Genomic DNA, 12873 nt, shown 5'->3' with positions numbered 1-12873 from the left:
GCGGACGGTCGTTCCGTTCGCCACGTGGGCGTTCATTCCGTTCGCCGCGTGGACGGTCGAATGAGCGTTGCTCCCTTGCTCCGTCATGTCGTTTCGAATGACTCGGTTTCGAGCCATGTGAACGCTTGTTCGATGAGTTCTTCAAGACGATCCCTTCTTTCCATTAGGTATGTGTAACCAATCAATGCTTCGAACGCGGTCGAGTAACGATACGTATGAACATCTGTCCGCTTCGGGATTGAACCGGATTTCGCATTCTTCCCACGGCGGACGATGGCCGTTTCGTCCTCGCTTAAAAATCCTGTCTCGAGCCAGTGGGTCACGACCCCGGCCTGTGCGCCCGCATTTACATAGCGGATGGCGCCGCGGTGGAGATCGTTCGGCTTCGTCATTCCTTGTCCGAGTAGTCGTTTGCGTACCGCCATCTCATAGACGGCGTCCCCCATGTAGGCGAGGGCGAGAGCGTTCAGTTGAGGAGCCTGTTGTTTCATGACCGCTTCCACCGCACCCCTTGGGCCGTATCTTCGAGTTGAATGTTCTGCTCTTTCAACAAGTCACGAATCTCATCGGCACGCGCGAAGTTCCGCTCTGCCCGGGCCGTGTTCCGTTCTTGAATCAATTGATCGATTTCCGCGTCAAGCAATTCCACTTCGTTCGCAATCGTTAAACCGAGTACGCCCGTCAACTCTTCGAACAGGGCGATTACGTGTTCCAACGTCGTTTTCGAGACGTGGTCCGCCTTTGCGTAAATGTTGGCTTCACGCGCCAAGTCGAATAAGACCGTCACCGCGTTCGCCGTGTTAATATCGTCATCCATAGCTTCGATGAACGTGGTTTTAATCGTCGCGAGCTTACGTTCCATCGCCTCACTCGGCTCTTCAAGGCCGGCTGTGACCGACAGGCGGTACTCGACGTTTTGGTACGCTTCTTTGATGCGGTCCCATCCGTTCGCCGCTTGTTCAATCAACTCACGACTGTAGTTGATCGGGTGGCGATAATGGACCGATAACATGAAGAAGCGGAGTACCATCGCATCGACTTCTTTCAACGCTTCGTGGACGAGCAGGAAGTTGCCGAGCGATTTGGACATCTTCTCGTTCTCGATATTGATGAATCCGTTATGGAGCCAATAGTTGGCGAACTTCGTATGGTTGCATGCCTCCGACTGGGCAATCTCGTTCTCATGGTGCGGGAATTTGAGATCATGCCCCCCGGCGTGAATATCAATCGTCGCGCCGAGGTGTTTTTTTGCCATCGCCGAGCACTCGATGTGCCAGCCTGGACGACCTTGCCCCCATGGACTTTCCCATGCCGGCTCACCTGGTTTCGCAGCTTTCCATAGGACGAAATCGAGCGGGTCTTCTTTCTTCTCCCCGACGTCGACGCGTGAGCCTGCGCGTAAGTCTTCAATCGACTGCTGGCTCAGTTTGCCGTACGTCTCAAACTTGCGCGTCCGGAAATAGACGTCCCCGCCTGCTTCATACGCAAAGTCTTGTGTCTCGAGTTCGCGGATGAACGTGATAATCTCTTCCATCGTGTCCGTGACACGCGGGTGGACGTCCGCCGGTAACACGTTCAAGGCACCTGTGTCTGCCAAATACGCGTCGATATACCGATTCGTCAACGTCCCGACGTCTTCTCCTAGCTCATTGGCGGTCCGGATGATTTTATCGTCGACATCTGTGAAGTTGAGGACGTATTTGACGTCATAGCCCCGGTATGTCAAGTAACGGCGGACCGTATCAAAGGCAATCGCCGGACGGGCGTTGCCGACGTGGATGTAATTGTAAACGGTCGGTCCACATACATACATCGACACTTTCCCAGGTACGATTGGTACAAACGGCTCTTTTTTATTCGTGAGGCTGTTGTAAAACTGAATCATGTGTATTCTCCTCCATCCGTTTCTCTAATGAAGCAAGTTTGTCTTCTAGCTGAGCGACAGCACGTTCCAGCCGCTCTTGGCACTCGCGGTCCGGGTCGGGGAAGCGGTGATCGAGGTCATGCTGTTTGACCCGCTCGCCGTTCCGGATGACGACCCGGCCTGGAATCCCGACAACGGTCGAGTCGGACGGGACGTCTTTTAAGACGACGGAACTCGCCCCGATTTTGGCGCAATCACCAATCGTAATATTCCCGAGCACTTTCGCACCGGCCGAAATCAACACGTCGTTCCCAATCGTCGGGTGACGTTTTCCTTTTTCTTTTCCCGTTCCGCCGAGCGTCACGCCCTGATAAATGGTGACGTCATTGCCGACAATCGCCGTCTCGCCGATGACAATCCCAAACCCATGGTCGATGAACAGCCGTTCGCCAATGACTGCCCCCGGGTGAATTTCCACCCCCGTTAACCAACGACTCGTCTGCGCAATCAACTTGGCTAACAGCTTCGCATTACGTTTCCATAGGCCATGTGCGAGTCGATGCGCCCAAAGCGCATGCAATCCTGGATACGTTAAGACAACTTCCGCCTTTGAGCGAGCAGCCGGGTCAAGTTCGAGCACATTTTGAATGTCGGCCCGTACACTTTTCCAAAATCCCATAATTGTTCTCCTTTTCCATATCAAAAACAAAGACGCCCCTGTGCCAAGGCACAGAGACGCCGTAAGCGCGGTTCCACTCTGTTTGGGAAAGTTCCCCTCTCATGTCTCGTTAACGCCGAGTCGCGGTCCCGACTACGTATCGCCGGAACGGCTCCGAGGTGCACTTCGACGGGGGACGCTTCTAGAACTTCCAGCCTAGGTTCTAGTCTCTGTTAAGTGTCATACCGCTTACTTTCCTCATCGTTGCCTTTAAGCTAATAATGTTGTGAGACGTGCCAAGACACGCTCTTTGCCAATCAGTGAAATGGCGTTCGGAAGCTCTGGTCCGTGCGTCTGCCCGGTCGTCGCGACCCGGATCGGCATGAACAAGTTCTTTCCTTTTTGGCCAGTCGCCTTTTGTGTCGCTTTCGTCGCTGCTTTGACGGCTTCCGGCGTGAAGTCTTCGATTGCTTCAAGTTGAGTCTTGAACTCGGCGAGGACAGCCGGTACCGTTTCGCCAGCGAGGACCGCATTGGCCTCTTCGTCGTATTCGACCTCATCCTTAAAGAACAGATCTGTCAACGTCACGATTTCAGCACCGTGTGTCATTTGTTCTTTATAGAGGGCGATCAACGCTGTCGCCCAATCGGCTTGTTCCATCGACAAGGCGTTCGGTAAACGTCCTGCTTCTTGTAAGAATGGTAAACTGAGTGCCACCACTTCGTCAAGCGAAGCCTGTTTCATATAGACGCTGTTGATCCAAGCAAGCTTCTGTTGGTCAAAGACGGCCGGGCTCTTCGACAGACGACCCGCATCAAACATCTCGATGAACTCGTCTTTCGTGAAGATTTCCTCTTCTCCGACCGGCGACCAGCCGAGGAGCGAGATGAAGTTAAAGAGTGCCCCCGGAAGGTATCCGAGATCAGCGTATTGTTCGATGAACTGAATGATCGACTCATCACGCTTCGATAACTTCTTATGGCTCTCGTTATAAATCAACGTCATATGACCAAACGCCGGATAGTCCCAACCGAGTGCGTCATAGACCATCATCTGTTTCGGCGTGTTGGCGATATGGTCGTCCCCGCGCAACACGTGGCTGATTTTCATCAAGTGGTCGTCGACGACGACGGCGAAGTTGTACGTCGGGATACCGTCCTGTTTGACGATGACCCAGTCGCCGAAGTCTTTCGACTCGAACGAGACGTCACCTTTGACGACATCGGTCCACTTGTACGTGACCGACTCCGGTACACGAATCCGAATCGACGGTTTCCGTCCTTCGGCTTCGAAAGCAGCCCGCTCTTCGTCGCTCAAGTTACGGTGGGCACCCGAATACCGTGGTGCTTCACCACGCGCGATTTGAGCCTCACGCTCCGCCTCGAGTTCTTCCGACGTCATATAGCACTTATACGCGAGTCCGTTGTCCATCAACTCGTTCACGTATTTATTGTATAGGTCGAGTCGTTCCATTTGGAAGTAAGGACCGTGGTCGCCGCCGCGGCCTGGACCTTCATCCCAATCGATCCCGAGCCATTCCAAGTACTTCATTTGGCTTTCGACACCGTTCTCCACGTTCCGTTTTTGGTCCGTGTCCTCGATTCGAAGAATCATCTTCCCGCCTGCATGGCGAGCATACAAGTAGTTAAATAGCGCGGTCCGGGCGTTCCCAATATGAAGGTGACCCGTCGGACTCGGCGCATAGCGTACGCGCACTTCACTCATAATATTTCCACCTTTCTTCTCTTCTGCCCAAATAGTATACCACTTTTGTCAAGCACGGTTGAGCAGGATGACCGCCTGGGCGGCAATTCCTTCTTCACGTCCGGTGAAGCCTAGTTTTTCAGTCGTCGTCGCTTTGACGTTCACTTGGCCGATGTCCGCCTCGAGCAAGTCAGCAATCACCGCTCGCATGTCATCGATATACGTCCGCAGTTTCGGACGCTCCGCCATCACGGTCGCATCGACGTTGCCGAGCACGTATCCTTCCGCTTTGACGAGCTGCCAGACGTGTCGCAACAACACTTTCGAGTCGGCGTCTTTAAACTCCGGGTCTGTATCCGGGAAATGCTTGCCGATATCCCCCGCCGCAATCGCTCCGAGCGCTGCGTCGGCAATCGTATGCAATAAGACGTCCGCATCCGAGTGGCCAAGCAGGCCGCGGTCGTGTGGAATCTCGATTCCCCCTAAAATGAGCGGACGCCCTTCGGCGAACGCATGTACATCAAATCCTTGTCCGATTCTCATCGATAGTCCTCCTTCGTTAAAATCGCTTCACCAAATAATAAATCTTCCGGGGTCGTCATTTTAATGTTGTCATAATCCCCCGGGATAATCGTCACCCGTTGCCCGCTCCATTCGAATAGACTGGCATCATCCGTCCCGGTAAAACGAGCAGCTTCTGCCCGCTCATGGGCGGCTTGAATGGCGCCTGCCGGAAACGCTTGGGGCGTCTGCGCCAACCATAGTGCCTCACGCGGCACCGTCTGCGTGATGTGTCCGTCCGTCACTTGTTTCACCGTATCTTTGACCGGAACAGCGAGAATCGCCCCTGCCGTCTTGGCCGCTTCGGCGATGGCATGAAGTTGGTCAAGGCGCACAAATGGCCGTGCCCCGTCATGAATTAAGACGACATCTTCGGGATTGACGACTTGCAATCCGGCTCGAACGCTCTGTTGTCGTTCTTCCCCACCCGTTACATATGTAATCGGGATTTGGACGTGACGCAACTGCTGCTCGAACCACGCTTGCTCCTCAGGACGCACCGCGAGCACGATGCGCGCGCACCATGCATCTCTCGCGAACGCTGCCACGGTCCAGACGATAATCGGTTTTCCTTGCAGCGTCAGCATCAACTTATTCTCATCGGCTCCCATCCGCTTTCCTTTTCCTGCGGCCGGAATGACAACCGTATAGCGTACCATTCCATTCACCCCTTTTCGCGAAAAAAGAGAGCGCCGATGCGTCTCTTTTTCCACTTATTTATTCAGGACGAGCAAAAATCATGCGGCCAGCCGACGTCTGAAGCACGCTCGTGACGACAACGGGTAACGTCTTCGAGATCAGCTTGCGCCCACCTTCAACGACGACCATCGTGCCATCTTCGAGATAGGCGACACCTTGATTTTGTTCTTTTCCTTCTTTAATGACCGTCACGACCATCTCTTCTCCTGGAATGACGATTTGTTTGACCGAGTTGGCCAAATCGTTAATGTTCAATACTGGGACGTTCCGAACTTCACACACTTTGTTCAAGTTGTAGTCGTTCGTGACGACGATGCCTTTTTTCAATTCGGCCAATTTGATCAATTTGATATCCACTTCGGCGACGTCTTCAAAGTCCCCATCATAGATTTCCACTTCGATCCGATCGTTGTCTTGTAACTCTTTTAAAATATCTAGACCGCGACGGCCCCGGTTACGCTTCAGCGTATCCGACGAGTCCGCAATATATTGAAGCTCACCGATGACGAACTGCGGCACGATGAGTGTCCCTTCGATGAAACCAGTCTTCGAGATATCAGCGATTCGACCATCAATGATGACGCTCGTATCCAAAATTTTATCGTTCGAGCGGCGCAATGGTTCCGCGGCCGGCTTCTCTCGTTCACTTTTGACGAACAGTTTAATCCATTCATTCCGCTTCCGGTAACCGACGGCAAAGCCGAAGTAACCGAACAGAGCGGTCACAAAAATCGGTACAATCTTGCTGAGCAAGAAGATATTCGTCACTTCTAACGAGACGCTGATCAAAAAGGCGATCAACAAACCAATAATCAATCCGATCGAGCCAAACAAAATATCGCCGACCGGCAAACGGACAAGCCGTTCTTCGATAAAACGGATAAATTTAACGACCCCATCGGTCAAGAACAAACTAAGAATGAAGAAGATAAGTCCACCAATCAAACTAGCAACGTAAGGAATCGTCAACCAAGCCGGTACACTCACACCAAGGTCGCCTAATAGCAACATCGCTTCGATAATTCCGAACCAACCGACGACGAGTCCGATCAATATAAATCCGATTCGTACAGCAATCTTCACTCATTCCACCTCCTTCATTATGAATTAAAATTTCAAGAAATTAACACTTTCATTGTAACACGGTTCTTTTGAAAGCGTTCGTTACAAAGCGTTAAAAACTGCCGGAAGCGCCCCATCAGAATGGGATAGCGAGTTGGAGCGCTTCATCGACAGTACTGACACCGACGACATCGATACCAGGCGGGGCCGTCCAGCCCCCGAGGTTGTTTTTCGGAATGATGGCCCGGGTGAAACCAAGCTTGGCCGCTTCAGCGACACGTTGCTCAATCCGTGACACACGCCGTACCTCACCGGTCAAACCGACTTCACCGATACATACATCCGTCGGACGGGTCGGACGGTCCCGGAAGCTTGACGCGATCGAAATACAGATGGCCAAGTCGATGGCCGGTTCGTCCAATTTAACGCCCCCGGCCGCCTTCAAATAAGCGTCTTGCGTTTGGAGCAAGAGACCCGAACGCTTCTCGAGCACGGCCATGAGAAGTGCGACCCGGTTCTGGTCAATCCCGGTCGCCATCCGGCGCGGGTTCCCGAACGAGGTCGGCGAGATGAGTGCCTGTAACTCGACGAGCACGGTCCGCGTCCCTTCCATCGATGCGACGACGGTAGAGCCCGAGACGCCAGCAGTTCGTTCTTCCAGGAAGATTTCAGACGGATTGAGCACTTCTTCGAGCCCGCCTTCTTTCATTTCAAAGATGCCAATCTCGTTCGTCGATCCAAATCGGTTTTTGACGGCCCGTAAAATTCGGAACGTATGGTGACGCTCCCCTTCAAAGTAAAGGACCGCATCCACCATATGCTCGAGCAGACGAGGGCCGGCAATCGAACCTTGTTTCGTCACGTGACCGACGATAAAGACGGCCACTCCTCGCGTTTTAGCGATTTTCATGAGCGCCGCCGTACATTCTCGGACTTGAGCGACACTACCTGGCGCTGATTGAATTTCATCCATATAAACGGTTTGAATCGAGTCGATGATGACGAACCCCGGTTCTTCTTCATCGATGACCCGTTCAATCATCAACATGTCCGTCTCTGCGAGGACATATAAGTCTTCAGTCGGCAGACCGAGCCGTTCGGCTCGGAGTTTCGTCTGTTTGAGCGATTCTTCCCCGGAAATATAGAGCACTTTCCGTCCACTATGAGCCAAATGGGCACTCACTTGAAGCAGAATCGTCGACTTCCCGATTCCCGGGTCCCCACCGACGAGGACGAGCGAGCCCGGGACAATCCCGCCCCCAAGCACACGGTCAAACTCTTGACTATTCGTATGGACGCGCGTCTCTTCTTGCGACACGACGTCCGACAGACGTTCTGGCTTCAACTGCCTCGAGGAGCTATGGACGAATGCGGCTCCCCGCTTCGCCTTTTTCTCTTCGACAAATTCTTCGACGAGCGTATTCCACTCGTTACAACCTGGGCAACGTCCCATCCATTTTGCGGATTCGTATCCACATGACTGACATACGTACTTCGTTTTAATTTTTGCCATGATGTTCCTTTCCGTCTAAAAAAGCTCCCTCACACGAGAGAGGGAGCCTTGTAGTTACTGAACGACACCTTCATTACGGACGACGAATTCGCCATCTTGTACATCGAGCGCCACTTTGCTGCCTTTTGTGATGCTGCCACTGAGCATCGCTTCTGAGAGTCGGTCCTCAACCTCACGCTGGAGCGCACGGCGGAGTGGACGAGCCCCGTATTCCGGATCGTACCCGACTTCGGCGATTTTCTCGAGCGCCGATTCCGTCAAGCTGAAATCAATCCCTTGTTCTCCGAGACGTTTTGTAAGTGTCTCGGCCATAAGTTTGACGATTTCTTGGATGTGTTCTTTTTGGAGCGAGTGGAAGACGGTAATCTCGTCAATCCGGTTCAAGAACTCGGGACGGAACGCCTTCTTCAACTCTTCCATAACTTTATCCTTCATTTCCGTATATTCACGCTTCACATCATCTTCAACGGTGAACCCGACATATTTGTTCCGTTTGAGCGCTGCTGCACCGACGTTTGACGTCATGATGATGACCGTATTCCGGAAGTCGACCGTACGCCCTTTCGAGTCAGTCAAGCGACCGTCATCGAGCACTTGGAGCAAGATGTTGAACACTTCAGGGTGAGCCTTTTCAATCTCATCAAGCAAGATGACCGAATATGGCTTGCGGCGAACCTTCTCTGTCAATTGACCGCCTTCTTCATAACCAACGTAACCTGGAGGCGATCCAACGAGACGACTCGTCGCGTGTTTCTCCATGTACTCCGACATGTCGATTCGGATGATGGCGTCTTCGTCACCGAACAACGCTTCAGCCACAGCCCGAGCCAACTCGGTTTTCCCGACACCAGTTGGTCCGAGGAAGACGAACGAACCAATCGGACGTTTCGGATCTTTCAATCCGGCACGAGCCCGGCGAATCGCCCGCGAAATCGATTTGACAGCCTCATCTTGACCGATGACTCGGCCGTGGAGAATCGATTCGAGTTTGAGGAGACGATCTGTCTCTTCTTCGGCAATCTTCGTCACCGGTACACCTGTCCAGTTAGCGACGACTTGCGCGATATCTTCTTTCGTTACTTCGAGTTTTTCGTTCCCTTGCTTATTCTGCCATTCCGATTTGAGCTGTTCGAGTTCATCTCGAAGTTTCTGCTCGGTATCGCGTAGTGAGGCAGCCTTCTCGAACTCTTGACTCTGTACAGCTGAATCTTTTTCTTTACGAATCGATTCAAGACGAGCCTCAAGCTCTTTCAAGTTCGGCGGTGCTGTAAACGAGCGAAGTCTTACTTTCGAAGCAGCCTCATCGACGAGGTCAATCGCTTTATCTGGAAGGAAACGGTCCGAGATGTAGCGGTCCGAGAGAACGACGGCCTCATGAATCGCTTCATCTGTGATTGTGACGCGATGGTGCGCCTCGTAACGGTCACGTAACCCGAAGAGAATTTGTTCTGCCTCATCCGTCGTCGGTTCATTGACTTGAATTGGTTGGAAGCGACGTTCGAGCGCGGCATCCTTCTCGATATATTTCCGATACTCATCGAGTGTCGTCGCACCGATACATTGAAGTTCGCCACGTGCTAGCGACGGTTTCAAAATATTCGATGCATCGATAGCACCTTCTGCACCCCCAGCACCAATTAACGTATGCAACTCGTCAATGAAGAGAATGACGTTCCCAGCTTGGCGAATCTCATCCATCACTTTTTTCAAACGATCTTCAAATTCACCGCGGTACTTCGTTCCAGCGACGAGTGTACCCATATCGAGCACCATGACGCGCTTATTCCGAAGTGTTTCCGGCACTTCATTGTTGATGATCTGTTGGGCGAGCCCTTCGACGACTGCCGTCTTCCCGACCCCTGGTTCCCCGATGAGGACCGGGTTGTTTTTCGTCCGGCGTGATAACACTTCGATGACACGTTGGATTTCGCCTGAGCGACCGATGACCGGATCAAGACGGGATTCTCGCGCTTGCTGTGTCAAGTCACGAGCTAAGCCGTCAAGCGTCGGTGTAGCAGCACTTGTACCTGGTTGTGATGCATTAGCTGACGACTCAGTGTTTCCTAAGAGCTGGAGCACTTGCTGACGCGCCTTCGTCAAGCTGATCCCAAGGTTGTTCAAGACTCGGGCTGCCACCCCTTCTCCTTCACGAATGACGCCGAGGAGAATGTGTTCAGTCCCGACATAAGAGTGACCAAGTTTCCGTGCTTCATCCATCGATAGCTCAATCACTTTTTTCGCACGTGGCGTATAGTGAATCGTCGATCCGTTTTCTGAACCTCGTCCGATGAGTGCCTCCACTTCTTGCTGAATCTTTTCAGACGTAAGTCCGAGAGCGAACAGTGCCTTAGCGGCAATCCCTTCTCCCTCGCGAACAAGTCCGAGTAAAATGTGCTCCGTACCGATATTATGATGGCCAAGCCGTACTGCTTCCTCTTGTGCTAAAGCTAATACGCGCTGAGCTCGTTCTGTAAATCGACCAAACATCATTGACAAAACCTCCTTAAAGTTGGATCAAACTAACCCATGATCTAACGTTCGACGAACGAGCGTCGCACGTTCGCGATCTCGTTCTTTCGTAGATAATGTTTTCCCGAAATGCTTTTGTAGGAAACCTGATTGAAGCTTTACAATCAATTCGTGAAACTGAGGTGGACTCCAATCCGATAAAATACCCAGGTCACTCGCCAAGTGAAGATCGGATAGGCGTTCGACAGCTTCTGTTGATGATAGCAGTTTTGCATAACGTAAAATCCCATACGAGCGATAAAACTGATCTTCTAACTCGTCCTGGTTGCGAGCCAATAACTCTTCGCGGGCTTGTCGCTCTGCCTGAATGACTTGTTCCGTAATCTCCATGAAGTCGGTTAACAGTTGGGTTTCATGGCTCCCTAACGTGCGTTGGTTCGATAATTGGAACAGTCGCCCCGCCGCATCACTGCCTTCCCCGTAACGTCCCCGAATCGTATATCCGAGCTTCCGAAGTTCTTTTAGAATAGGAGTTATCCGTCCGGTCAACGTCAATCCTGGCAGATGAAGCATCACCGAGGCTCGTAAACCCGTCCCGATATTACTCGGACATGTTGTCAAATAACCTAGCTGTTCATCAAATGCGTAAGGAAGGGATTCCCCACAGAGAGCATCGACACGTCTTGCCAGTTCGAAAGCCTCTTCTACTTGATAACCTGGGAGTAGCGTTTGAATTCGTAAATGGTCTTCTTCATTGATGAGTACGCTGATCGTCTCATCATCACTTAAAAAGACGGCACTTTGTTCTTTCGCGGCAATCGTAGGACTAATCAAATGCTTTTCAACGAGCGCTTGTCGGGTCACCTGATCATAAGCACCCATATGCAAATACTCAAAACCTTGCAATCCTCCAAGTGACGCTTCAATCCGTTCACAAAGTTGTTGCTGTCCTTCCTCCGATAATACAGGAGAAAAGACGGTGTCTTTTAAATTGCGCGCTAGACGAATGCGAGTCGAGATGACCAAATCATCCAACTTGGCTCGCTCTCTCATTTTAGGACCAAGTGGATGTTTAAGATAAGACTCCATCACGCCTCACCTCGCCCTTTCAATTGATTGATCTCTTTTTTCAGCCTGGCTGCGCGTTCATAATCTTCTTGTTCGACGGCTCGTTCCAACTCCCCTGCTAACTTTGCAAGTCGCTCTTCAATTCGCTCGTCGGGAGTCCGTAACGCATCTGGCATCGAACCTACATGTTCATCATGGCCCTGTTGATACTGACGTGTGATTTTAATCAATTCTTCACGAAAGACGGTATAACAAGTGGTACAGCCCGCTTTTCGAAGATGAGCTAATTCAGTTTGTGTCAATTGACAGCCCGGGCACCGTTTCACGGCTGGCACGTAACCTGCCATCAGTTCGACTGTACATTGGCGACATAGTCGTCTCGTCACCGGTATCCCGTTCTCGACTACTTGGATCTCATTGATGGCAGGTCGCCGTTTGCATCGTTCGCATAACATCTCTTTATGCCTCCGTCGGTCAATGGTAACTAAGTAACTTCATTAATGCGAGTAACTGTTGTCTTCGAATCAAGTGACGATCGTCAGCGTGTAACCCAAGCGCTTCATCAGACAATAAATGGTACAACAAGCGCACTTCCCGCTCACTCAACATCCCTTCTTCAAATAAGCGAATCAAGATGTTCTCGACAAGCTGTTCGGAAAGACGAGGATGGTCTTGTAAAATATCCATCAAGCTGACCAACACGTCTTGCTTTTCATGTAAAATCACGCGGCGAATGCGAATATATCCCCCGCCTCCACGCTTACTTTCGACAAGATAGCCCTTCTCGACCGTAAAGCGAGTATTAATGACGTAGTTGATTTGAGACGGAACACATTCGAAACGCTTGGCAATATCTTGCCGTTTAATCTCGATTGCTTCGGCCTGGCTCTCCTTCAGCACTTGTTTTAAATACTGTTCGATTACATCCGATATGTTTCTCATCTCCACCACCCTCTGACCATCTTTGACTTTTGACTATATTCTATCATTGATTCAAAAAAAGGCAAACGAAAAGCGATGTCGCAACTGCGACACCGCTTTAAACAGAAAAAAGACGATCAAGCGGATGCTTGATCGTCTTTCGCGTTGGCCTGGCAACGTCCTATCCTCACAGGGGGAGACCCCCAACTACTTTCGGCGCTGAAGCGCTTAACTTCCGTGTTCGGCATGGGAACGGGTGTGGCCGCTTCGCCATCGCCACCAGACATAGAGAGATCGTTCTCTCAAAACTGAAGACTCATCAATTCACACAAACCTTAGACTAGATCAAAGCCT

The 12873-nt window shown here is 51.5% G+C and carries 12 protein-coding genes, 1 rRNA gene and 1 other annotated feature; all 13 genes read right to left on the bottom strand.

All coding sequences use genetic code 11. The features are described 5' to 3' along the window. Positions 1–83: 83 nt before the first annotated feature. Entirely contained in the window at positions 84–491 is a 408-nt protein-coding gene (locus KNP72_RS13800; protein WP_214755081.1) for a Mini-ribonuclease 3, read from the bottom strand. Continuing rightward, positions 488–1885 carry a cysteine--tRNA ligase gene (gene cysS / locus KNP72_RS13795; RefSeq protein ID WP_214834061.1) on the bottom strand — a complete coding sequence of 466 codons (1398 nt, stop codon included), beginning with the start codon at positions 1883–1885 and terminating at the stop codon, positions 488–490. Before cysS ends, KNP72_RS13800 begins: the two co-directional genes overlap by 4 nt. Further along, positions 1854–2543, bottom strand: a complete 690-nt coding sequence (cysE, locus tag KNP72_RS13790; protein WP_214720354.1) for a serine O-acetyltransferase — start codon at positions 2541–2543, stop codon at positions 1854–1856. Before cysE ends, cysS begins: the two co-directional genes overlap by 32 nt. A 49-nt stretch (positions 2544–2592) precedes the next feature. After that, positions 2593–2796, bottom strand: a binding site (T-box leader). Then, entirely contained in the window at positions 2793–4250 is a 1458-nt protein-coding gene (gltX, locus tag KNP72_RS13785; protein ID WP_214834073.1) for a glutamate--tRNA ligase, read from the bottom strand. It overlaps the preceding feature by 4 nt. A gap of 45 nt (positions 4251–4295) precedes the next feature. After that, positions 4296–4769 (bottom strand): 2-C-methyl-D-erythritol 2,4-cyclodiphosphate synthase, encoded by a 474-nt coding sequence (gene ispF, locus KNP72_RS13780; protein WP_214834058.1) that lies wholly within the window; start codon positions 4767–4769, stop codon positions 4296–4298. Further along, a complete protein-coding gene (gene ispD, locus KNP72_RS13775) occupies positions 4766–5446 on the bottom strand; it encodes a 2-C-methyl-D-erythritol 4-phosphate cytidylyltransferase (RefSeq protein WP_214834055.1) in 681 nt (226 codons plus the stop codon). The genes ispF and ispD overlap by 4 nt, the downstream gene beginning before the upstream one ends. Positions 5447–5504: 58 nt before the next feature. Continuing rightward, complete coding sequence (locus KNP72_RS13770) at positions 5505–6569, bottom strand: PIN/TRAM domain-containing protein (RefSeq protein WP_021066580.1); 1065 nt, start codon at positions 6567–6569, stop codon at positions 5505–5507. A gap of 115 nt (positions 6570–6684) precedes the next feature. Then, entirely contained in the window at positions 6685–8061 is a 1377-nt protein-coding gene (radA, locus tag KNP72_RS13765) for a DNA repair protein RadA (protein WP_021066579.1), read from the bottom strand. A 54-nt stretch (positions 8062–8115) separates the two neighbouring features. Then, complete coding sequence (gene clpC / locus KNP72_RS13760) at positions 8116–10551, bottom strand: ATP-dependent protease ATP-binding subunit ClpC (RefSeq protein WP_029594418.1); 2436 nt, start codon at positions 10549–10551, stop codon at positions 8116–8118. A gap of 24 nt (positions 10552–10575) precedes the next feature. After that, a complete protein-coding gene (locus tag KNP72_RS13755; protein ID WP_021066577.1) occupies positions 10576–11619 on the bottom strand; it encodes a protein arginine kinase in 1044 nt (347 codons plus the stop codon). Beyond that, a complete protein-coding gene (locus KNP72_RS13750) occupies positions 11619–12053 on the bottom strand; it encodes a UvrB/UvrC motif-containing protein (protein WP_029594416.1) in 435 nt (144 codons plus the stop codon). Before KNP72_RS13750 ends, KNP72_RS13755 begins: the two co-directional genes overlap by 1 nt. 19 nt (positions 12054–12072) lie before the next feature. Continuing rightward, complete coding sequence (locus KNP72_RS13745; RefSeq protein ID WP_021066575.1) at positions 12073–12540, bottom strand: CtsR family transcriptional regulator; 468 nt, start codon at positions 12538–12540, stop codon at positions 12073–12075. Positions 12541–12687: 147 nt separating this feature from the next. Next, positions 12688–12803 (bottom strand): 5S ribosomal RNA (gene rrf, locus KNP72_RS13740). Positions 12804–12873: the final 70 nt, after the last annotated feature.

The sequence above is a fragment of the Exiguobacterium sp. s152 genome (genome assembly GCF_018618335.1).
Lineage (GTDB): Bacteria > Bacillota > Bacilli > Exiguobacteriales > Exiguobacteriaceae > Exiguobacterium > Exiguobacterium chiriqhucha.
This window is presented reverse-complemented; position numbering and strand designations above follow the sequence as displayed.